We start from the raw sequence: 22,335 nt of genomic DNA, 5'->3' as shown, positions 1-22,335 counted from the left end.
GCGTACGAAGACACAAGACGCGCGCATAAGAGTTGTTCCTCACCCGCATGGAGCAGGCGAGGAAACAGCGCCCGAAACTAGATCTGAAACACCTTCATTGGCTGGAAGCGGCCGGCGCGGACCTCGCCCATGGCAACCGCTTCGTCATTGTACATGGCAAGTGTCAGCCGGTCTTGCGGGTCGGGGTTCTTTTCGGCGCGCCAGCGCTCCATGACGTGGGGAAGCAACATGACCTCACGGCCCTGACGGATATCGGCAGCGTCTTCGGCGCTTATCTCGACATCGGGGACATCATCCAGCACCGCTTCGATCGGGGCCAGCGTGCGCAGAAGCTCTTCCCGGGTTTCCATGGCTTCGAGGTCGGCAAGCTTCACCGCCGCGCCTTCATGCATGACGCCGACACGAATGCGGCGCAGCTGAGAGATATGCCCGTCGCAGCCAAGCGCACCAGCGAGGTCACGGGCGAGGGCACGGACATAGAAACCCTTGCCGGACCGGACATGGAAGACCGCGTGGTCGGCGTCCGGTGTTTCAAGCAAACGCGCCTCATGCACGACGACTGTGCGGGATGGAATTTCGAACTCCTCGCCCTCACGGGCAAGATCATAGGCACGCTCGCCGTCGACCTTGATGGCCGAGAATTTCGGCGGCACCTGATCGATCTCGCCTTCAAAGTCTTCCAGCGCAGCCTCGATGGCATTGCGGTCCGGTCGCGTGTCGGATGAGCGGATTATCTCACCCTCTGCGTCCAGCGTGTCGGTGGACTGGCCCCAGCGGACGGTGAAGAGGTATTCCTTGTCGGCGTCCATCGCCCACTGGACGGTTTTGGTAGCTTCGCCGAAAGCGATGGGCAGGATGCCATCGGCCAGCGGGTCCAGCGTGCCGCCATGGCCGACCTTCTGGGCATTGAACAGCCGCTTCAATATGCCGACGACCTGCGTCGAGGTAATATCTGACGGCTTGTCGACATTGAGCCAGCCATGAACCGGCAGGCCCTTCTTCTTGCGATTGCGTCCCAAGGAATTTCTCCATTCTTCCCGGCGCCAGCGGATCGAACGCGTGGGCGGGGCCTGACATGTCTTTGAGCTGGCGAGCTAGGCGGGTGCAGCGGCGGCGTCAACAGCGCTCTGCTTATGGGCTGATGGGAACTAGATTCCCTGGCTGAGATGCTGGGTCAGGATCATCACGCCGATGGCGATGAGGACTACCCCGCCCGCGACCTCTGCCCAGTGTCCAAGCCAGTCGCCTGCCTTTCGACCGATCAGCGCGCCGGCGGTACACATCGCGAAAGTAACCGCAAAGATGATGGCGACGGCGAGAAATAGGTTCGTATCCACCATCGCGAGGCTGACGCCGACAATGGTCGCGTCGATACTGGTGGCGATGGCGGCAAGGCCGAGATGTACCCAGCGCGGCCCCTTGATCGGGCCGTTCGCTGCATCTTCTGCGCGCGCCTTCAGTGTCTCTGGTTCATCCTTGAAGGCCTGCCAGATCATATGCAGGCCGACCAAAGACAAGAGGACAAAGGCAATCCAGTGATCGACGCTCGCCACCCAGGCTGATAGCGCCAGCCCGATAAGATAGCCGACGACCGGCATCAAAGCTTCCATCGCCGCAAAGACAAATCCAATGCGCAGCGCGCCCAGCAGAGGAGATGTCCGATCGCCCGTGCCCTTGCCGAGCGCCGCGGCAAAGGCATCCACAGAAAGGCCGAAGGCGAGGGCGGTGAGGGTGAAAATCCCGGTCATGTCCCCTCATCGCCTGCGTCTTGGCAGCATGCAAGTGGCGGGCGGCGAGCCGCGCAGCTATAGGGTGAGAACGCCGGCGCGGAACGCCGGGACAACTGACCGGGTTATGCACACAATGCTCAAACGCCTCTTTCTTTGCCTTGCCGTGCTCGTCTGCAGTCAGGTCGTTGCGCCCCCAGCCAGCTACGCGCAGGCGACCGACGGCCAGCCGACCGACGAGATTACCGTCTCCGGCATGGATGACGGCGCGATTGAGCAGAGGATCAACGCTATCTTTGACGAGATCGGCGCGCTGTCTGGCGTCGAGGCGCAAGTTAATGAAGGGGTTGTCGCGCTTTCCGGTACGGTGGCCGATCAGGCCGATATCGACCGCGCCGTCTCTATCGCAGGCCGGTTCCAGGGCGTCGTCACCGTTGAGCAGAGCATAGAGAGGGATCTCTCGGTCGATCGGTCGCTTTCACCGGCAATCGCCAATCTTGAAAACAGCCTGCGGCGCGGCTGGGAAGCGCTGCCGCTTGTCGGTCTCGCCATCGCCGTCTTCCTGGTCGTCCTGATCATCGGACACCTGCTCGCCAGCTGGAAAGCGCTCTGGCAGCGCCTGACGCCAAACCCGTTCCTCGCAGAGATCGTAGCGCAGGCGATCCGCTTCATCGCGATCATTATCGGCCTCGTGACCGCGCTGAACCTGATCGGCGCGACCGCGCTGATGGGGGCGATCCTCGGCGGTGCCGGCGTCATCGGCCTCGCCATCGGTTTTGCGGTTCGGGATACGGTCGAGAACTATATCGCCTCGATCATGCTGAGCCTTCGCCAGCCATTCCGCGCCAATGACCATGTCCTGATCGACGCGCATGAAGGCCGCGTTGTGCGGCTCACCTCACGGGCGACGATCCTGATGACGCTGGACGGAAACCACCTACGGGTGCCGAACTCCACCGTCTTCAAGGCGGTGATCCTCAACTATACCCGTAACCCTGAACGACGGTTCGAATTTGATCTTGGGGTGGATGCCGAGGATGATCCCGTCGCTGCCATGGCCACCGGTCTCGAGGCGATGGGCCGGCTCGACTCTATCCTTGATGAGCCAAAGCCGGATGCGCTGATCAAGACGGTGGGCGACAGCAATATCCTCATCACCTTCATGGCCTGGATCGACCAGTCGCAGACAAATTTCGCCAAGGCGCGGAGCCTCGCCATCCGGGCCGCAAAAGACGCGCTGGAAGAAAACGGGTTCACCCTGCCAGAGCCGATCTATCGTCTCCGGTTCGATGGCGCGCCCGTTCAGGTCCAGCCCGGCGCCGGGGCCACCGTCACGACGGGGGAGCCTGCTGCACCTGCGCCAACGGCAAAGCCGAAACGCGAGGCGGCCACCCAGTCGAGTGAAGCTGAAGCAGGCGTGCTCGACACCCGCCCCGATGATCACATCGCCGAGAAAGTCGAAGAGGAACGCGCCCAGACCGGCGAGAAGGACCTGCTAGATAGCGGACGGCCGGTGGAGTAGGGTGCTCCTCAGCCAGTTGGAGCGCTGAGCCTGAGGCACGAGATCCCGGCCCGCCCCGGGATGAGCGGAGCATAACAGCTGGTCCGCTCTCTACCCCACCAGGCTATAAGGGGAATGGTGCTTGATCTGACGGCGCTCGGTTAGTGTCTGGCGGACCAGCAAATGCGCGCCGTTGATGAATTCCGATGGCGTGCGGCCGTTGAACTCTTTGAACTCGCGGATGAAGTGGGACTGATCGTAATAGGCGGTGGTGGCGACATCGCGCCAGTCGTCCATGGCCTGCCAGGTCAGCCGGTTGGCTGAGTGTAGTGCGCGGAATTTCCGGTGCAGTTTCTTTGGGGCTGACCCGAAATAGAGCTTCGACAGACGCTCAACCTGGCGCGGCGAAAGATCGATGGCGGCCAGAAGGTCTTCAAGCTCATTGGCGTCCGGATCAGTGATCCACTCTGTGACGATGTCGAGAAAGTCCTGGTTGACCCTTGCGTCCGGATTGTCGAGTGCGGCAAAGGCGACATCTGCGACGGCTCCCCGCGTGCCCTCTGTTGCCGGGTCGAAGATGCGGTCGATCAGTCCGTGGACTTTCTCCGGCATCAGCGATTTCAGTGGCACGACCCGGTCGGCATAATCACTTGCCGGGACTTCGAACATGCGCGCCCAGCCGAGCGGTGTAATGGCGGCGCCAACCACGCGGGTGTGGTCTTCGAAACGGACAGCGCTCCATTTGAAGGTTGGCCCGCACAGGATGGCGTCGCCCGGGGAATAGACCTCCATCACGCCGCTGATGTCGGAATGGACCCGGCCTTCGAGAATGAAGCGAACATTCGCGATTTCGGCCCGCATCACGTCTTCCAGCGCTTCGGGGACGGTTATCGCGTAATAGCTCCCGATCAGGTCGCGCACCCGCTCGCCCGGTTCAAAATATTCGAACATCATCATTGTCAGGAGGCGCTCCGATCCATCAGGGGACGGGGATGGGAACTCATTCTGGCATCGAAACGGTAACCATGTCGAGTTTGTACAATTCAACTGTCGCGTTTCGCGGCAGGGTCTGCCCTGCGCCGCCCATGCCGGGCCGGTGCTGCACGTGTGGAGCCAAGCGCCAATCAGCCGAAGCTTCCTAGACCGCCGCGTGCAGGCTGTTCCGGTGTGTCAGGTGAGTAGAGGGGGACGCAGACATCCTTGATGCGAGACGGCGATGACCCTGCTGTCTGGCTCCAGGGATTAGCGGAGGAAGCAGGTCAGCCGGGTGCCGGCTGACCTGTTCTTTCCCGGCTGGCGGCGATCAGGCCTCGTCGTCTTCTTCGTCAATATCCAGGTCGCGCTTGACCTCAGGGCGATTGAACACGCCCTCCATATAGGCGCCTTCATCATAGGAATGATCTGCGATGAAATGGAGCTGCGGGGTAAACTTCATGTCGATCTGCTTGCCTAGGCGGCCGCGAATATAGGGCGCAGCGCGATTCAGCGCTTTTGCCAGCGCTGTCTGCGCATCTTCATCCGTTTCGCCGAGGGGCGAGCAGAAGACATGGGCATGTCGAAGGTCCGGCGAGGCGCGCACTTCGCCGATTGTGACATTGATGCCCTGAAGCTCCGGGTCGCGGAACTCCTCACGCATCATGATTTCTGTGAGTGCATGGCGGACCAGCTCACCAGCGCGCAGCTGGCGCTGAGTGGGTTCATTGGCGGCGGGCGCCCGCGATCTTTTTTTCTTCGCCATCGTGCAATCCTTCTTTCAGACGGGCGCGGAAGGCCTGCGCCGCCTGTTTGTCTCGTCCAAACCACTTGTCGGGGACCAGCAACGGATCTGCGCCCCGGAATGTTATCAATGTATCCCGGCGGCTCTCGCCGACAGTCCGGAGCGCGCGCCAGGCAATACGTGTCTCCACGTCACCTCTGCGGATGTGGAGACCGTCTGGTGTCAGGTCAATGGCGGTTTCACCGTCGAGCTCTGTCGCGCGGCCATGATCATGGCGATAGGACCACCGGATAAAGATCAGATACCAGCTGATACCCGCCATCGCCGCCAGCAAGGACGAGATGAGCAGGATCCAGTAATCGGTGAAACCGGTATCGGCCAGCATCGCGCGTGTGACGAAGGCTGTACCTGCTGAAATGACCGGCGCGGTCACCCCGGCATAGTAAAGCGCGGTCGGTCCGATGTGGGATTGCCGGGTCTTGGTGACCAGACGTTTGATGTCGCGGTCGGTAGGGGCACCGCTGACGCTCAGCGTGGGCGGTTCGGCATCGTGCAGGCGGGAGGGGGAGAGAGCTGACATTGGCCGGACAAGACCACATGTTACTTAACCTCTTATGGAAAAAGCCGGGAAATCTCCCGGCTTTTTCAACTTATTGTCAGCTCGATATGCGGGCTGGATCAATCGAGCTTGCGGTCGATCATCTCGATCTCGAAACACTCGATCTTGTCGCCTTCACGGATGTCTTCATACTTCTCGAAAGCCATGCCGCACTCCATACCGGAGTTCACTTCAGCGACCTCGTCCTTGAAGCGTTTCAGCGTTTTCAGCTTGCCTTCGTGAATGACGATATCGTCGCGCAGCAGGCGGACGCCGCAGCCGCGCTTCACGGTACCTTCGCTCACCTTACAACCAGCAACCTTGCCGGTCTTGGTGATGTTGAAGACTTCCAGAATATCGGCGTAACCGATGAAGGTTTCGCGTTTCTCTGGCGCCAGCATGCCGGACAGGGTGTCCTTCACATCGTCGAGCAGGTTGTAGATCACCGAATAGTAGCGGATCTCCACGTCTTCCTTCTCGGCGAGCTCACGGGCCTGCTTGTTGGCACGCACGTTGAACGCAAAGACCGGCGCGCCGGATGACTTGGCGAGCAACACATCGCTCTCGGAGATACCGCCTGCAGCGCCGTAAACGACATTGGCACGGACCTCGTCGGTCGACAGGGCTTCCAGCGAGTGACGAATGGCTTCGACAGAGCCCTGAACATCGCCTTTGACGACAAGCGGAAGTTCGGAAACTGCCTTGTCGTCGCGCATCGAGTTCATCAGCGTTTCCAGCGAGGCACGGCCCGAGGCCACGCCCTGCTTCTGGCGCTCTGCACGCTGGCGATACTCAGTGACTTCGCGGGCGCGACCTTCGCTGTCGACGACATTGAACATGTCACCAGGATCAGGGGCACCATCAAGACCAAGGATCTCAACCGGGACACCAGGCCCTGCGTCCTTCAACTGCTGGCCGCGCTCATTGGTGAGTGCGCGGACCTTGCCCCACTGCTTGCCAGCCACGACGATCTCGCCGCGCTTCAGCGTACCGCGATTGATAAGCACGGTGGCAACCGGGCCGCGGCCCTTGTCGAGCTGCGATTCCACAACGATGCCGTCGGCATCGCGGTCCGGATTGGCCATGAGCTCAAGCAGTTCAGCTTGCAGTGTGATGGCTTCGGTCAGCTCTGCGAGGCCGGTTTTCTCGGTGGCAGAGACATTAATCGCCTGGACGTCGCCGCCCATCGCTTCGACCTGGATGTCATGCTGGAGGAGTTCGGTGAGAACGGCCTCTGGCTTGGCGCCCGGCTTGTCACATTTGTTGACGGCAACGATGATCGGCACTTCGGCCGCCTTGGCGTGCTTGATGGCCTCGATCGTCTGCGGCATCACACCGTCATCCGCTGCCACCACGAGGATGACAATGTCGGTGACGTTCGCGCCGCGGGCGCGCATGGCCGAGAAGGCTGCGTGGCCAGGCGTATCGAGGAAAGTGATCTTGTCGCCGCCCTCAAGTTGAACCTGATAGGCACCGATATGCTGGGTAATACCACCGGCTTCGCCCGCAACCACATCGGTGGAGCGGAGCGCGTCGAGAAGCGAGGTCTTGCCGTGGTCGACGTGGCCCATAATGGTCACGACAGGTGCCCGCGGTTTCAGATCCTTTGCGTCGTCCTTGTCATCGCCAAGACCGATCTCAACGTCGGATTCAGAGACACGCTTCACTGTGTGGCCGAATTCTTCGGCGATCAGTTCTGCGGTGTCGGCGTCGATGATGTCATTGGCGCGCATCATGTCGCCCTGACGCATCATGTATTTGACCACGTCAGCGACGCGCTCATTCATGCGCTGGGCAAGATCCTGCAACGTAATCGTTTCAGGAAGCGTGACCTCACGTGAGACCTTTTCCTGTTCTCCGCCGCCCTGACGGCGTTCGCGTTCACGCTCACGGGCGCGCTTGACCGAAGCGAGCGAGCGTTGACGGTCGCCATCATCGCCGAGGGCCGTCGCAATCGTCAGCTTGCCCTTGCGGCGCTTGTTGCCGCCGCCGCCGCGGGTCTTCGCGCCGCCGCCATCGCTGAAGTCGCGTTCAGCGCCGCCCTTGCGGGATTTCTTGTTCCGGCCTTGCGCAGGCTCGGGGATTGGCATGTCCGGCGACGGTGTTTCTGCATCAACCGGAGCGGCGCTTGGCTTCGCTGCGGGTTTCGGACGGGCGGCTTCCGCTTCGCGGGCCTTGCGCTCTTCTTCCTCAGCCTTGCGGCGGGCTTCGGCTTCGACGCGTTCCTTGTCTTCCTGGACCTTGCGTTCCTGCTCGGACAATAGCCGCTCGCGCGCTGCTTCCTGACGGTCTTTTTCGACTTTCTGCTTCTGCTCGGCCTCGCGGCGCTGAAGAAGGACCTTCTGGCGGGCAATGAGCTCCTGCTCGGTAATGCCGAGCTTCTTGGCGGCCTCTGCCAGCTTGGACGGCTGTTTGCTGCCGCCCTGCGACGCAGGTGACTTCGAAGACGGTGCACTGGAGCCGCCGCCGCTACCAGATTGCCCAGCGCCAGGTCCAACGACCCGCCGTTTCTTCGTCTGGACAATCACCTGTTTCGAGCGGCCGTGACTGAAGCTCTGCTTGACCGTGCCGCTTGATCCGCGGGACACCGTCAGGGGCTTGCGTTCACCGTTATTGCCTTTGTCGTTCGTATCGCTCATGCGACTCCATATACCTGCATATCTAGCGGCAGGGAGGTCCTGCCGTCATAATTCTACCGTTTAAGACCAGAGAACCAGTCTAGTTCCGGTGCCGGGCGAAAACCTGTCAGGCGCCAGTAGGCGTCCTTGAAAGATTTGCACAGCGCCCCCTGCTGAAGCAGCGCGTGTATCACATGCGGCCTGCCAAAGGCCATGCCCAATTCAGCAGAAGTGAGAGCCCCTGCTGTTTCAGGCCTGTCATACAGGGCCTTTGCAAGAAAATGAACCTTGTTGCGGCCATCTTCGCTGCCATCGCTTGCTTCCAGAAGGATGCCCGGCTCCTGCGTCCTTAGATAGGCACGAACCTGGTCAAATCCAATAACCACGTCTCCGGCCTTCCGCGACATGCTGAGATAGTTGAGGCATCTCTGCAGCAATTGGCGCTCAACCATGTCCGAAAGCCCGGGCTCGACGGCGGTCTTCTGCTTGAAGGCGCGAGAGAGCGCACCGCGCTCAACCGCCATATCAATAGTGGCGCGATCAGCCCTTACCCAGGCCCCGCGCCCGGGAAGCTTCCCGGCCACATCAGGCACAGCGACACCATCTGGCGAGCGGACAAAGCGGATCAGGCAGTCCTGCGTATAGGATGCCCGGGTCACCGCGCACTGACGGACGGGGCCGTCAGTGCCGGTTTCCGAATTGTCGGACGCCGTCAGGCGCGTTGGGCGATCATTCCTTGGTGTCGGCATCATCGCCGTCCCCGGACGCCTCATCAGCGTCATCTTCCGCAGCAGCGAGTGCATCGAGATCGAAGATCAACTCTTCTTCTGCGAGCTCCTCTCCGGCATCGTCGCCGCTTTTCCCGATATCGCCGAGCGCCATAAGCGCGCGTTCCTCGTCGGTCATGTTGGCAGCAACGCCTTCGGCATCGGCAGCCATCTGCGCTTCAAGCTCGGCGAGCGCTTCTGGTTCAACCCAGCCAGCGGCCACACGGGCCCGCATGATGAAGATCTGAGCCTCATCCTTGCGCATCTCACCCTTCTTCAGGATGCCTTCCTTGAAGACGGGCTTGCCGTCCGGACCAGGCTCACGCCAGCCGGTGATGTCGTCAGGCACCAGGCCCGCGATATCCTCAAGGTCTTTGACATCGTTTTCGCCGAACTTCACGGCGAAGGCGACAGTCATGCCCTCAAGTTCCATGACGCTGTCGTCGACCCCAAGCTCCTTGCGCTTGGCATCCTGCTCAGCGGCGAGGTTTTCAAGGTATTCGCGAGCGCGCTCCTGGATCTCGTTCGCCACTTCGAGGTCGAAACCTTCGATCGAGATGAAGTCCTCAGGCGCCACATAGGCGATTTCCTCGACGCTCTCGAAGCCTTCCGACGCAAGCAGCTGGGCCAGCGTCTCGTCGGCATCGAGCGCCGTCATGAAGAGCTCGGTCCGGGCCTGGAAGTCTTTCTGGTAGCGTTCAGAGTCGGCGGTCTCAGTAACGAGATCGATCTGCCACCCGGTGAGCTGGGAGGCGAGGCGCACGTTCTGCCCGCGCCGGCCAATGGCCAGCGGGAACTGATCATCAGCCACAACGACTTCAACGCGTTGCTCATCCTCATCGAGGACGACCTTGGAGACTTCGGCCGGCTGCAGCGCGTTCACGATGAACGTCGCGCCGTCATAGTTCCACGGAATGATGTCGATCTTCTCGCCCGACAGTTCGCCAACGACGGCCTGAACGCGTGCACCGCGCATACCGACACAGGCGCCGACCGGATCGATCGAGCTGTCATTGGAGATCACGCCGATCTTGGCGCGCGAACCTGCATCACGGGCGCAGGCGCGGATCTCGATGACACCGTCATAGACCTCAGGAACTTCCTGAGCGAACAGCTTGACCATGAAGTCAGGGTGGGCGCGCGACAGGAAGATCTGCGGGCCTTTGGTTTCGCGGCTTACCTTGTAGAGATAGGCGCGCACGCGGTCGTTCGGCTGGAAGTTCTCGCGCGGGATGCCGTCATTGCGGCGGATGATGCCTTCGGCGCGGCCAAGGTCCACGATGACGTGGCCATATTCGACGCGCTTGACGATGCCGTTGATGATCTCGCCGACGCGGTCCTTGTATTCATCATACTGACGCTCGCGCTCGGCATCGCGCACCTTCTGCATGATGACCTGCTTGGCCGTCTGTGCAGCGACACGACCGAAATCGAAGGGCGGAAGCTCTTCCTTGATCTCGGTGCCGATACCATAGCTGTCGTCCAGCTTCTTTGCTTCGGAGACAGCCATCTGCTGGGCCGGGTCCTCGACATCGTCGTCGGCGACGACGGTCTGGACGCGCCAGAGGGTTTGCTCACCGGTGTCGCCATCGATCACGGCACGGATGTCGTGCTCCTGACCATAACGGGACTTCGCGGCCTTCTCGATCGCTTCCTGCATCGCGCCAATGACGATGCTGCGGTCGATCGCCTTTTCCTCGGCAACGGCCTTTGCGATCTGAAGAATTTCGAGCCGGTTGGCTGAAACGCCGACTGTACTCATCTGGTAGCTCCATTTTCTTCTTTATTATCTTCACTGTCATCGTCCTCGCTGTCGTCGACATCGAGGCCGGAAAAATCTTCGTCGTCCGGCTGGGGCGGCAGGCCGCCAGCTTTCTGGGCTGCATCGATCAGCTCGTCAGTCAGTATCAGACTTGCTTTCGACATGTCTTCGACCTGCGCGACCAGCTCGCTCTCATCGTCAAGCTCGATGGCGACACCCCGGTCGTCCTCGCGCTGGATAATACCCTGAAAGCGGCGGCGCCCACTGATCGGCATGGCCAGCTCGACCTTGGCGAGGTGGCCCGCCCAGCGCCCGAAATCGCCTTTACGGGTCAGCGGCCGGTCGATGCCCGGCGTCGAGACTTCGAGACGGAATGGATCGCTAATCGGGTCAGCAGCTTCCAGCACCGGAGAGATGCCATGCGAAAGGTTGGCGCAATCCTCGACATCTGTCGGTGCGCCGCCGGCCTTTTCGGCCATGATCTGCAGGATCGGCCGGTTGCCGCCCATCAGGCGCACGCGCACGATCTCCATGCCGAGGCCCTCTGCAACGGGGTCGATCAGGGCGAGAATGGTCTTTTCCTGCTGCGAAAGCGCAATCACGGTTCAACTGTCTCCGGGACAAAAGAAAGCGGCGGACCCGTTTCCGGACCCGCCGCCGATATTTTTCGACTTGGCCGTCAAGATAGAGGCCGAGGGTGCTTTTGTCTATAGGGGGCGTCAGCGGCTACGGAAGATGTCGGTACTCGACTGAAGTACAAACTCAAAAGACTGTACAACCTCCTCAATTTGCTTGCGGCAAGGTGGGGCATCCGGCTCAGAATCTTCCCACTTCCACCTAAGGCGCTCGACCGATTTGAGAGCGGCTTCGTCGAAGATGTCAGTTGGCACCGAAGCGGCGACGCGTGGGTTCAGCTTTCCCGCTTCATCGACATCGTAAACGACTATAACAGCACCGACATAGCCATCGCTGGCTGCGACCTCGGGATATTTTGGGCGAGGCGCGCGGTTAACATCGCCCGGACAGACCGGCAGCTTAATGACTTCATGCGGACTACCAACTTCTGGATGGGCATGATTGTCGTCGGTGATGGCATCTTCGACAATGTCAGAAGCGCGTCGGCGATCCCTCCTCGCTCTGTCCTCGGAAGCGAAGAAGGCGTTTCATCGCCGAATACCATGCATTGGCTTCATAATAACGATCACGTAGCCAATCAGGTGAAGGCGATGACGAAACATGCCACATAAGCTTGAGTTCGGCGAACAGCTCCGCGATCCCAATCAAGGCTTCTGGCGACTGCTCGTGGTTGAATTTCGTTGTATGTATCGCGAGCGCCGCGCCGGACCAAAGCTGCCCCAGCTGGTCTTTCGCCTGGGCCATGTGCCGCTTGGCAGCAGAAGCTGTCTTGATGGCCTCTTCCGGCCGATTATTGCTCAGATCATTTAGATAGCGATTGTGGAATGCCGTAACAGTTAGCAAAGTTGGAGGGCTGTCTACCCGCCCCACGAGTGCTGCGTCCAGCGCAGCTCGGGTTTCGGTGTTTTTGTCGACAGACCATTCTGCATAGGAAAAGAGCAACTCCCTGTCGGCCGCGGTTGGATGCTCTCCGGCAGCGACAGGTTGGCTCTTGGCAAAGAACGCGGGTGAAATTGCATCCTCACAAGAGCCGCTTCGGCACAGGGCCCACCCAGCTTCGAAAGCAAGTAGTGCCGCGTTATCAGCTTCCGGTGATGCCACCACTTCATCTGAAAGTGCCTTAGCGGCATCAATCAGCTCGGCCTTGGATCCTGATTGAACGGCATTGTTGTACGCTTCAATCGTGCTGTCTGACACTTCGGATGAAGCCTGAAGCGCGATGAATGTTAGCGCAGCAAGCGCCAAAACTAGACGTGAGTTCATTGATGCCCCCTCAATGTTAAATATTGAGCAGGCTGCTTCAGGCGTCAACCGACGGGGCTTACAAACAAACGGCGGCCACATGCTGGTGACCGCCGTTCGTACTTCTCTGCCGAGCCTGGAACCTAGAGAAGTTTCAGGTCCACGGCCGAGGTCTTGCCGCGGCGCTCGTCAGTGTGGAGCTCATATTCGATTGGAGCGTCTTCAGCGAGGGTACGCATGCCAGACTTCTCAACGGCTGAGATATGAACGAAAATGTCCGCACCGCCAGTATCAGGCTTGATGAAACCATAGCCCTTCTGGTCGTTGAACCACTTAACTTTTCCGGTTGCCATTATGGCTACTCCAGTCTTCTCCCGTGCCGGACCCGCACCGCGCGGGCGGTCACGAAGGGTCTCGAAAAACGGGGGAAGTGAAGCAAGGCCGTCGGTCCGACGGGGTCTTCGATTTTCAGACCGACCGTATATTCGATGGCATCTTTCATACCCGAAAACACAAGGTCTCACAAGCAATCGGTGAAAACGAAATGTCGCTCAGTTGATGCCAAACATTATGATGTAGATCATGTTTTCGTAGTCGGTCGTGCAGGTCACACCAGGCTCGCCCTCGGTGATCTCCCACGTCCATTTTTTAACCGCCGAGACCACATTGCGATCAAAGGTTCTTTCAGGAACGGCGGCCAGGACCTCCACGTCTTTAACCTCCCCGTCTTCCAGATCGACCCGGGTCACCACGCTGCCGTAGCGGCGTCCACGCGCCGCATTTGCTGGATAACGCACTTCAGGGTTCTGATCGAAGTCGCCCTCGCAAAGCGGGAGGGCGCCACGTTCGAGCTGGCCTGTTCTTCGCGGAAGGAGGTCGCTCGGACCGGCACTCGCAACCAATTGCAACAGACGTTCTTCCAGCTGACCTGCGTCTGGGCCTGAAACCGTGTATCGTCCGCCGCCCAATTCACGGCGCGACGAAGCGGTGTCGAAATACATCAGGATCGCCTGCTGCCAGGCAAGCGAAAGATAGACCTGATCGGCTAGCCAGGGAGGGCGCTCTCTAAGCTCGTTGTCGAGTGCGATCAGGTCAGCAATGTGCTGGCCAAGCGTCAGCGCATCCCGTCCATTAGGATTGCTGTTATAGCCTGCCGTGGCGGACGCCAGCACGGCATCGCTCCACCTCTCTCCAATCATCTGACGATGGGGAGCAAAGTACGCGGCCGCCTCTGCCGCGGTTCTCGCCGCGCGAGGCCAGTCCTCGGCATTCGACGCTGATGTATACCGGGACTGGAAAGCAACGACACTTAACGGCGTCGCACGCACGGTCATGGATGCCGAGAGAGCCTCATCCAACCGGTCACGCGCATCCGGCTGCCCGGTCGACCAGTCTGTGAAGGCTGAGAGCAAGCCTATGTCTTCGCCCGTCAGCACATCGGCTGGTAGCTGTCCTGACGCCGCGAAATTGGCGAGGCTCGCCGCGCCTTCGCAGGCCGCGTAGACGCAGAGGGTCTGCCCGGCTTCATAGGCCCGCAAGACAGCGTCTGGCCGGTTTGGGTCCGCCAGCACCGCGTCCCGGAGAGCTTCGGCTGCGAGGATCCGGTCAGCAGATGAGCCTGAAGCCATCGCCTGCTGGTGGACAGCATTGGCAGCCTCAACAGAGGCCGGTCGCGCAGAAGCCGACAGGGCGCACAAAGTCGCGGTAGCCGTAGCGATTATCCATGATTTAGAGCTCATGGTGAGTTTGATACAAAGTAGAATTGCCAGAAGGAAGGCATCAATCGGTGGTTTTCCTCGAAAACTCATAGAAAACCGGCGCGATGTCGCCAAGGTTCTTCGTCTCGTAGCGCGTGCGAACGTGGTCGAGGGGAGGCTTGCGCCAGTCATCGGCTTTTTCTGCCTGCCAGTCGAACCCGCCATGGTTGAGGATCGTCTCGAGCGCCTCATCTGCGTAGGAGCGCACATCGGTCGCGAAGCGGAGCTGCGCCCCGGGCTTCATCACGCGCTGCAGCGCGTCGAGGAAATCGGACTGTATGATGCGGCGTTTGTGATGGCGTTTCTTCGGCCAGGGATCCGGGAACAGGATGAACACCCGATCGAGGCAGCTGTCGGGCAGCAAATCGATCAGAGCGCGCGCATCCTCATCCCAGAGGCGCACATTGCTCAGCTCCATCTCATCAATGTCGGACAGGCATTTGGCGAGGCCTTCGATGAAGACCTCACTGGCCATGATGCCGGCCTGCGGATTGGACTTCGCCTGCGCGCTGACATGCTCACCGCCGCCGAAACCGATCTCCAGCCAGAGCTCGCTGACCTCATCGCCGAACAGGCCGAGCGGGGCCTTTAGCTTTGCGGCGTCGTCTGGAAGCCTCAGCCGGGGCAAGAGATTATCAACCAAACTCTGTTGTCTACCCGACAGGGGACGGCCGCCCTTTCGGCCAAAGGAGCGGATGGGTGAGTTCAGTTTTTGATCGCGATCAGGTTCGGGCATGGGGTCCGTGGCTCATCTGGGTCATTTTATTCGCGCTGGTCTCTGCCGTTGTGCCGCGCGATGCAAGTTTCGATGTCGCTCATTATCATCTTCACAATGGCTGGTCGGCCCTCAATGGCAGACTGAAACAGGACCTTGCACCTGCCGAGATGCACAGTTTCCTGAACCCGACCTACAATCTTGTGGTCTGGTGGCTCATAGAGCGTCTACCCGGTCCGGCCGTCGCCGCCATACTCGGGGCGCTACAGGCGCTTATCGTTCCTGTTCTCTATTTTCTCGGGCGCAGCCTCTTCCGTCTGTCGAATGTCGAGAACGCTGAACGCGCGGCGCTCGTCTGCGCGTTTGTGGGCTTTGTCTGCGTGCCCGTCCTGGCGACCATGGCATCCCTTCGCAACGATACGCTTGGGGCCCTGGCATTCTGCGCAGCGCTGATGCTTCTTCTGCGCGATGAGGGCAAATCGGCCTCTTTGAAACGGTTTGCCATGGCTGCATTCATTGTCGGCCTCGCTGCCGGGATGAAACTGACCAATGTGGTCTACGTGCCGGGCCTGGCGGTCTTTGTTCTGGTAGCCCGTCCAGGTTTTGGACCGCGGATCAGGGGCGTCCTGGTCTCTGCCGCCGGGGGGCTTATCGGCATGGCGCTCATGGGTGGATGGTGGATGGCGCTCCTTTATGAAGCGTTCGCCAACCCTGTCTTTCCATTGCTGAACACAGTCTTCGATGCACCGCTCGGCTCCGACAGTGTGTCACGCGACGTCCGGTACCTGCCTTCCAATTTCCTTGAAGCTGTCGCCTGGCCAGCTCTCGCAGCGTTCGATCTGTCGCTGATCAATGAGGATGACGGGCGCGATCTGCGCCTGGCTGCCTTCTATGTGGGGGCGCTTGCTTTGCCCGCGCTGGCGCTCGTGTCCGCAAGGCACAGGGCTCATGTTCCGCGCGCCGTGCTGGCTGTGTCGCTTGCCTGCGTCGCTTTCGTCCTCTTCTGGGTGCTGCAATTCTCAATCATGCGCTATGCGATGGCCGCCTTCCTGCTTGGCCCCATGCTTCTGGTGCTGGCCTGGCAGATCAGTCCATTGCGGAAGTACGTTGCACCAGCAGGAAAGCCTGCGCTTTACGGCATGGCGCTCATATTCATTTTCACGATGAAATCAGAATCGGTGCGGCGCATTCCGTGGTCGTCCGCGGGAGAAGGCTACCTCTCCGTGGAGCGTCCCGAGCAGTTTTCGTATGAAGGGGCAGGGGTTATCATGGCCGGCCCATTTCCGGTGGCCTTTACGGCGACGGCGTTTTCTGACGCCGCCTGGATCACCCATGGCGATGTTCAGCCATGGTCGCGGCCTTTTCTGGAAAACTACCGTCCTGAAATCAGATCAAGGATTTCATCATCCAGCGTTGACCTCTTCGCCGTCATCTGCGTTCAGGATGAAACCGGTGAGACCGCGGAAAAGCTCGCCAACGGATTGACCGACATAAACACAGCCGGCCAGACGCTTGCGCGCCTGGCCGGGGAGTATCCCGTTACGGGGAACGCCGAGAACTGTGCGCCGCTGGAAACCAGTTTCGACACAGACTCCACGCATTGGGTTGTCTGTCCGCTGACACGAACGGTGCCAGCGCAGGCAAACTAGCCCAGCAGATCCTTCAGGCTATCGACCAGATCGGTCTTTTCCCAGCCAAAGCCGCCATCGCTGTCTGGTGCCCGGCCAAAGTGGCCATAGGCGGCCGTGCGGGCATAGATTGGCTTATTGAGACCAAGCGTCGTGCGGATGCCGCGTGGTGAAAGGTCCATGACTTCCATCAGGCGCTTTTCCAGCTTGCGCTCATCGGTGTTCGCCGTGTCATGCAGGTTCACATTGATCGACAGCGGCTTGGCCACCCCGATCGCATAGGAAAGCTGCAGCGTACAACGTTTTGCAAGGCCTGCGGCCACGACGTTCTTTGCAAGATAGCGGGCAGCATACGCGGCCGACCGGTCCACCTTGGATGGGTCCTTGCCGGAGAACGCGCCGCCGCCGTGCGGGGCAGAGCCGCCATAGGTGTCGACGATGATCTTGCGGCCTGTGAGGCCCGCATCGCCATCAGGTCCGCCGATCACGAAGTTGCCGGTCGGGTTGACGTAGAACTTGTCTTCCGAAGGAAACCAGCCCTCTGGCAGCACGCTCTGAACGACCGGGCGTACCAGCTCGCGGATGTCGCCAGCAGAGAAGCCAGCCTTGTGCTGGGTCGACACGACAACGGCATCGACGCCTGTTGGTTTGCCGTCCTTGTAGGACATCGTGACCTGGCTCTTGGCGTCCGGCTCGAACTCAGAGCGCTCACCAGAGTGGCGCAGCTCTGCCATACGCTTCAGGATACGGTGCGAGAAGGAGATCGGCGCTGGCATCAGCTCATCGGTCTCATCGCTTGCATAGCCGAACATGATACCCTGGTCGCCCGCACCTTCTTCGGTGTACGTGCCGGTGCCTTCATCGACGCCAGCCGCGATATCTTCGGACTGGCCATGCAGCCAGTTGTTCAGTTTCAGCTTCTCCCAGTGGAAGCCGTCCTGTTCATACCCGATGTCCTTGATCGCGTTGCGGACCACGGCCTCGACCATGTCAGGTGTGATCGTGTCCGGGCCGCGCATTTCGCCGAGCAGGGCAACCTGGTTCGTCGTTGCGGCTGTCTCACAGGCAACCCGAACGCGGGAGGTATCGTATCCCGCCTTGATGGCTTCCCGGAAATACAGGTCCACGACCTCATCGGACACGCGGTCACAAACCTTGTCCGGGTGGCCTTCAGAAACACTCTCGCTGGTGAAAAGAAAATCTGGATCAGTCAAAACAATATCCGGTTACTAGAGTGATAGGTGCAGCCCTGTTAAAGGCTAAGAACGCTTCCGGCTAGCCGGGTTTACGAATTATTGGGTTCGATGGCAGCGGCAGCCTTTATTGTTGCCAGCAGTGACTTTCGCAGGCCATCGTCGTCAATCTGCTGAAATGCCGACAGCAATTCCATCGCTTCCTGGTCTATCTGCGGCAGGGGCGCAGGCTCACTCGCGTCCTCATTCAGTTGTCCCGGTAGCGAGAGATACTCCTCCGCGCCTTCAAAAAAGTATGCCACAGGCAGATCAAGGACAACCGCCATCTCATAGAGGCGTCCAGCAGAAATACGGTTCACGCCCTTTTCGTATTTCTGGACCTGCTGAAAGGTCAGGCTAAGGCGCTCGCTGAGCTGTTCCTGCGTCCACTTCAGCTCCTTGCGCCGCCAGCGGATGCGCTGGCCAACCAATTCGTCGATCCTGTTGGGTAGTTTGCTCTCGGACATGATTTCGCTTCTGGGGCCGGGAAGAGGGGCTGACAAGGCTCGACCTCTTAACGTCGCCACGTAAAGAAGGCCAGTACCGTAAGCCCTGCAAGCGTGAGCCAGAAAAGCGCTGGTCCGAACCGCTGATAACCGGTCGCCGCCAACGGCTCTGGAAGCGGGGCCCGGACAACCGAAGAGACCCAGCCGTTGGGATCGCCTGACCGGCGCTGACCGCGCGCGGTCTCGCGTCCATATCCATCAATGACGGCGGTTGTTCCCCGGCTTGCGACGCGGGCCATGGGAAGGCCGCTCTCGATCGACCGATATCTGTTCTGCGAGTAATGCTGGGCCGGTCCGAGACCGCGCCCAAACCAGGCATCATTGGAGATCGTGACGATCCACCGCGCGGCCTCTCGTTGAGGCCTTGCATTGCGGGTGACTTCCGGAAACAGCGCCTCATAGCAGATAAGCGCCACGAAGGGCGGCAGGTCGCGCGGGAACAGCACGGTCGGCTCTGCGCCGGGATCAAAGCCTGCAGCGGCAAGCTCCTGCATGGCGCCCGGCAGGAGGCCGGAAATCGCCTCGCCAAACGGGATGATGTCAACGGCAGCAAGCTCTCCGAAGGGAACGAGGCGGTGTTTGTCGTAAAGGCCTATCAGCTCTGACTCGCCGTTTTCCGCGTCGAGCACCGCAAGACTGTTATAATAGACCGTCTCTTCGCCCTCCAGGCTGCGCCTATTGGATCCGACGATCAGCGTCCGGTCGCCGAGATAGGCCGAGATCGTGTCGATCGCATAAGTGTTGGTCAGCAGGTAAAAGGGCAGGGCGCCTTCCGGCCAGATGACGATGTCATCGTCACCGCTCTCAAACGTTTCCAGAAAGGTGAGATAGCGGCGCAGCAGGCGGTCAGCTGAGCCATCATATTTTTCGGCTTGCGGTACGCCGGCGTCCATCAACAGGACATGCTGGTTCGTCATGAGAGAAGGCGAAGCAATGCGCTGAGCGCCCCAGGCCCATCCGAACCCTGCAGCGATGACAGCGATGGTCACCGGAAAGGCGCGGCCGACAACGCCGCGCGTCTCGCGTGCATCCACAAGCGCGGCGGGCGCTGCGCAGGCAAAGAGGGTCAGCAGGGTGAGCCAGTAGATCCCGCCGAGCGATGCAGCTTGCGACAAAGCGCTGCCGGGTGTCCATGTCGTTCCGAACAAATTCCAGGGAAACCCGCCGAACAGATAGCCGCGAAGCAATTCTGCAAGAGCCATGAAGACGGCAAAGATAAAGACGCGAGATGGCGAGGCTGACCAGAATGACCCTGCCAGACTGCAGGCCGCACCCCAGATAAGCGCCATGCCGCCGGGCAAGAGGACCAGCGGCATCCAGATATAGGCGGCGTGCTGGGCCGGATCGACGAGGAAGGGTGACACCGTCCAGTACATGCTGACGAGGAAGAACCCGTAGCCAAAGGCCCAGCCCCGCAGGAACATGGCGCGGCCCCAGTTCACCTTACCGCGCGCGCCGTCCATCATCCAGACAAGCAGGGTGACCGAGGCGATCAGCGCCGGCGCGATGTGGAACGGGGCAAAGCCGAGAGCTGCAAAGGCGCCCAGCAGCATCGCAATCGCGGTCGCGCCCAGGCCTGACCGTCTGGCGGACCACTGATGCAGGGGGCTAAGCGCAGTCAGGCCCTGGCTCTCGGTCCGGTTGCTCAAACACTGACCTCGGTTTGCAGACGCCGGATGACGAGCCGCTCGATGCGGCGCGCGTCTCCGTCGAGGATTTCTATGTCGGCGCCTGCGGGATGGCGCAGGACCTCGCCGCGCAGTGGCACCTTGCCAGCGAGCGCAAAGGCAACGCCGCCTAGCGTATCGACCTCGACATCCTGGCCGGTCAGATCGAGATCGAGGCCAGTCTTTTCTTCGAAGTCGGAGATTTCCATCCGCGCGTCAACTTCCCAGGCATGGCGACCGCGGCGCACAACCAGCGCCGGGGCTTCGTCATGCTCATCCTCGATATCGCCGACGATTTCTTCCATCAAATCCTCGAGCGAGACCAGACCGTCAGTGCCGCCATATTCGTCCACGACCAGCGCCATATGGATCCGGCTGGACTGCATCTTTACCAAGAGGTCGGCGAGCTTCATGGACGCTGGTACGAACAGGATGTCGCGGCGCAAGCGCTCGAGCGGCCGGTCGAGACCGTCGCCGCCGCGCGCAATCTCACCCACCACATCCTTGATGTGCACAAGACCAATCGGGTCATCCAGCGACTCCCGGTAAACTGGCAGGCGCGAATGCGATTCCTCGGCGTAGAGCTGAATCAGGCTTGGCAGGTCAGTCGAAAGCTCAACGCCGACAATCTCGGCGCGTGGAACCATCACATCGGCGACGCGGCCCTGTTCAAAATCGGCAAGACGCAGGCGCAGTTGAGCTGGCGTATGCTGCGCGTTCTGCACATCGGACGTTACCGTTTCCTGGATATCGGGTTCGCGCCGCCTGCGGAAATTGAAAAGTCGCGGACGGCGCCGTCTCTCTCGGTCGGTCGTTTCAGTCATCTTTTTCCAACTCAGGAGTCCCGGCCATACGGATCGCCAATGCCCAGGCTAGCGAGCGCCTGGATTTCGAGCGCCTCCATCTTGTGGGCCTCTTCTTCGATAATATGATCATAGCCAAGCAGATGAAGATAGCCGTGAATGACCAGATGGCTAAGATGTTCGGTCAGTTTCAGGCCGCGTGTGGCCGCGTCGCCACGCGAAACACCAAGTCCAATCGCGATGTCACCCAGAAAAGGCGCATCCATTTCATCGGCGGGAAAGGAGAGGACGTCCGTAGGCTTGTCCTTGTTGCGCCAGTCCCGGTTCAATGCATGCATTTCCTCGTCGTCCGTCAGCAGAAGCGCGACTTCGCCTTCGATGCCGGTGATTGCAAATGCGGCGTTCAGGGCGCGCTGGCAAACGGCTTCCGCTTCGCCAATCTCTTCAGTCCAGCCTGCCGCTTCGACGCGCAGGTCCAGCTCTATGCTCACGATTTCGATCCGTCGTCAGTGCCGGCATCCTTGTCATAGGCGCGGATGATGCGGGAAACGAGTGCGTGGCGGCGAACATCGGAGGCTGTGAAATGGACAATGCCTGTTCCTTCGACGCCGTCGAGGATTTTCAGCGCATGCGCCAGACCCGACTGCGTCTTCGGCGGCAGGTCGACCTGGCCGGGGTCTCCGGTGACGACCATGCGCGAGTCGCGTCCAAGACGTGTCAGCACCATTTTGGTCTGGCCGACAGTGGCGTTCTGCGCCTCATCCATGATGACGAAAGCATTTTTCAGTGTCCGGCCACGCATGAAGGCGAGGGGGGCGACTTCGATGATCTTCTTCTCGCGCATCCGTTCAACATGGTCGGCGCCCAGCACTTCGTTGAGCGCGTCCCAGATGGGCCTCAGATAAGGCTCGACCTTCTCTTCAAGGTCGCCCGGCAGGAAGCCCAGATTCTCGCCAGCTTCGACAGCGGGGCGCGTGATGATCAGGCGTTCCTTTGTCTTCTTGCGAAGCTCGGCCGCGCCGGCGGCAACGGCGAGAAAAGTCTTGCCCGTACCGGCCGGGCCAACGCCGAAGACGAGGTCGCGGCCCTCACGGGTGAGATAGTCGATATACTGCGCCTGCGTCCGTGTCTGCGGCATGACAGGCACGCGTAGCCCCGACAGGGAGCCATAGCTTTCGGCCGGCGCCCGCGCCTGATCGATGGCGCCTTCAAAGGCGTCTTCACCGGCTGCGGGATTGCTCCTCAGCATGCGCTCGAATGCGGCGAGGGTCGCTTCGGCGTCGCCAACAGCGGCTTCAGACCCGGTCAGCCGGACACTGCCGCCCTGGCTGTCAGCCTTCAGCTTGCCGTCTATGAGGGCCATTTCCAGCTTCATCAGATTGCGATGCTGCGGCCCGCATATCGCCGGGAGGAGCGCTGGATTGTCGGGCGTATAGAGCCGTGTAACGGTGCCTTTCAA

Annotated in this window: 22 protein-coding genes; 2 read left to right on the top strand and 20 right to left on the bottom strand. The window is 60.5% G+C overall.

Features of this window, described 5'->3' with window-relative positions; translation table 11 throughout:
* Positions 1 to 77: 77 nt before the first annotated feature.
* Together truB and F550_RS0110660 are read right to left on the bottom strand one after the other, a co-directional pair.
* Positions 78 to 1,019, bottom strand: coding sequence for a tRNA pseudouridine(55) synthase TruB (gene truB, locus F550_RS0110665; protein ID WP_018148544.1), 942 nt, complete (start codon positions 1,017 to 1,019; stop codon positions 78 to 80).
* A 129-nt stretch (positions 1,020 to 1,148) separates the two neighbouring features.
* The gene (locus F550_RS0110660; protein ID WP_018148543.1) at positions 1,149 to 1,748 is read right to left on the bottom strand and encodes a manganese efflux pump MntP; all 600 of its coding nucleotides are present in this window, start codon (positions 1,746 to 1,748) and stop codon (positions 1,149 to 1,151) included.
* A gap of 115 nt (positions 1,749 to 1,863) precedes the next feature.
* On the opposite strand from F550_RS0110660, the gene F550_RS0110655 reads away from it, so the two are divergent.
* Entirely contained in the window at positions 1,864 to 3,249 is a 1,386-nt protein-coding gene (locus F550_RS0110655) for a mechanosensitive ion channel family protein (protein WP_156807913.1), read from the top strand.
* 90 nt (positions 3,250 to 3,339) lie between these two features.
* Here the strand turns inward: F550_RS0110655 and F550_RS0110650 are convergent, their stop codons facing one another.
* From F550_RS0110650 to trmB, 12 genes are all read right to left on the bottom strand, one after another.
* The gene (locus tag F550_RS0110650; RefSeq protein WP_018148541.1) at positions 3,340 to 4,185 is read right to left on the bottom strand and encodes a helix-turn-helix domain-containing protein; all 846 of its coding nucleotides are present in this window, start codon (positions 4,183 to 4,185) and stop codon (positions 3,340 to 3,342) included.
* A 346-nt stretch (positions 4,186 to 4,531) separates the two neighbouring features.
* Entirely contained in the window at positions 4,532 to 4,966 is a 435-nt protein-coding gene (gene rbfA / locus F550_RS0110645) for a 30S ribosome-binding factor RbfA (protein ID WP_018148540.1), read from the bottom strand.
* Complete coding sequence (locus F550_RS0110640) at positions 4,926 to 5,525, bottom strand: YcxB family protein (RefSeq protein WP_018148539.1); 600 nt, start codon at positions 5,523 to 5,525, stop codon at positions 4,926 to 4,928. Before F550_RS0110640 ends, rbfA begins: the two co-directional genes overlap by 41 nt.
* Before the next feature lie 98 nt (positions 5,526 to 5,623).
* On the bottom strand, positions 5,624 to 8,182 hold the full coding sequence (gene infB, locus F550_RS0110635) for a translation initiation factor IF-2 (RefSeq protein ID WP_018148538.1): 2,559 nt from the start codon (positions 8,180 to 8,182) through the stop codon (positions 5,624 to 5,626).
* A 53-nt stretch (positions 8,183 to 8,235) separates the two neighbouring features.
* Positions 8,236 to 8,913, bottom strand: a complete 678-nt coding sequence (locus F550_RS0110630) for an RNA-binding protein (RefSeq protein WP_018148537.1) — start codon at positions 8,911 to 8,913, stop codon at positions 8,236 to 8,238.
* Positions 8,891 to 10,690 (bottom strand): transcription termination factor NusA, encoded by a 1,800-nt coding sequence (gene nusA, locus F550_RS0110625; RefSeq protein WP_018148536.1) that lies wholly within the window; start codon positions 10,688 to 10,690, stop codon positions 8,891 to 8,893. Before nusA ends, F550_RS0110630 begins: the two co-directional genes overlap by 23 nt.
* Positions 10,687 to 11,292 carry a ribosome maturation factor RimP gene (gene rimP, locus F550_RS0110620; protein ID WP_018148535.1) on the bottom strand — a complete coding sequence of 202 codons (606 nt, stop codon included), beginning with the start codon at positions 11,290 to 11,292 and terminating at the stop codon, positions 10,687 to 10,689. Before rimP ends, nusA begins: the two co-directional genes overlap by 4 nt.
* A 117-nt stretch (positions 11,293 to 11,409) precedes the next feature.
* Entirely contained in the window at positions 11,410 to 11,724 is a 315-nt protein-coding gene (locus tag F550_RS19600; RefSeq protein ID WP_407637658.1) for an energy transducer TonB, read from the bottom strand.
* 73 nt (positions 11,725 to 11,797) lie between these two features.
* Positions 11,798 to 12,589, bottom strand: coding sequence for a hypothetical protein (locus tag F550_RS18945; RefSeq protein WP_156807911.1), 792 nt, complete (start codon positions 12,587 to 12,589; stop codon positions 11,798 to 11,800).
* A 122-nt stretch (positions 12,590 to 12,711) separates the two neighbouring features.
* The gene (locus F550_RS0110605; protein WP_018148532.1) at positions 12,712 to 12,921 is read right to left on the bottom strand and encodes a cold-shock protein; all 210 of its coding nucleotides are present in this window, start codon (positions 12,919 to 12,921) and stop codon (positions 12,712 to 12,714) included.
* A 198-nt stretch (positions 12,922 to 13,119) separates the two neighbouring features.
* Positions 13,120 to 14,196, bottom strand: a complete 1,077-nt coding sequence (locus F550_RS0110600; protein ID WP_018148531.1) for an energy transducer TonB — start codon at positions 14,194 to 14,196, stop codon at positions 13,120 to 13,122.
* Between the two features lie 151 nt (positions 14,197 to 14,347).
* Positions 14,348 to 14,953: a tRNA (guanosine(46)-N7)-methyltransferase TrmB gene (trmB, locus tag F550_RS0110595; RefSeq protein ID WP_018148530.1), complete on the bottom strand. Its 606-nt coding sequence runs from the start codon at positions 14,951 to 14,953 to the stop codon at positions 14,348 to 14,350.
* Positions 14,954 to 15,024: 71 nt separating this feature from the next.
* Here trmB and F550_RS0110590 point away from each other — a divergent pair, with 71 nt between their 5' ends.
* Complete coding sequence (locus tag F550_RS0110590) at positions 15,025 to 16,689, top strand: hypothetical protein (RefSeq protein WP_018148529.1); 1,665 nt, start codon at positions 15,025 to 15,027, stop codon at positions 16,687 to 16,689.
* Here the strand turns inward: F550_RS0110590 and metK are convergent.
* The 6 genes from metK to F550_RS0110560 all read right to left on the bottom strand — a co-directional run bounded on the left by metK (position 16,686) and on the right by F550_RS0110560 (position 22,335).
* Entirely contained in the window at positions 16,686 to 17,882 is a 1,197-nt protein-coding gene (gene metK, locus F550_RS0110585; protein ID WP_018148528.1) for a methionine adenosyltransferase, read from the bottom strand. The two genes, F550_RS0110590 and metK, sit on opposite strands and share 4 nt — an antisense overlap.
* 71 nt (positions 17,883 to 17,953) lie before the next feature.
* Positions 17,954 to 18,367, bottom strand: a complete 414-nt coding sequence (locus F550_RS0110580; protein ID WP_018148527.1) for a helix-turn-helix domain-containing protein — start codon at positions 18,365 to 18,367, stop codon at positions 17,954 to 17,956.
* A gap of 47 nt (positions 18,368 to 18,414) precedes the next feature.
* Positions 18,415 to 20,055 carry an apolipoprotein N-acyltransferase gene (gene lnt, locus F550_RS0110575; RefSeq protein ID WP_018148526.1) on the bottom strand — a complete coding sequence of 547 codons (1,641 nt, stop codon included), beginning with the start codon at positions 20,053 to 20,055 and terminating at the stop codon, positions 18,415 to 18,417.
* Positions 20,052 to 20,897, bottom strand: a complete 846-nt coding sequence (locus tag F550_RS0110570) for a hemolysin family protein (protein WP_018148525.1) — start codon at positions 20,895 to 20,897, stop codon at positions 20,052 to 20,054. Before F550_RS0110570 ends, lnt begins: the two co-directional genes overlap by 4 nt.
* Before the next feature lie 11 nt (positions 20,898 to 20,908).
* On the bottom strand, positions 20,909 to 21,367 hold the full coding sequence (ybeY, locus tag F550_RS0110565; RefSeq protein ID WP_018148524.1) for an rRNA maturation RNase YbeY: 459 nt from the start codon (positions 21,365 to 21,367) through the stop codon (positions 20,909 to 20,911).
* Complete coding sequence (locus tag F550_RS0110560) at positions 21,364 to 22,335, bottom strand: PhoH family protein (protein WP_018148523.1); 972 nt, start codon at positions 22,333 to 22,335, stop codon at positions 21,364 to 21,366. The genes ybeY and F550_RS0110560 overlap by 4 nt, the downstream gene beginning before the upstream one ends.

The organism is Henriciella marina DSM 19595 (assembly GCF_000376805.1).
In the GTDB taxonomy this organism is placed as follows: Bacteria; Pseudomonadota; Alphaproteobacteria; order Caulobacterales; family Hyphomonadaceae; genus Henriciella; species Henriciella marina.
Note: the sequence above shows the minus strand (reverse complement) of the source record. Positions and strands in the feature narration are given on the sequence as shown.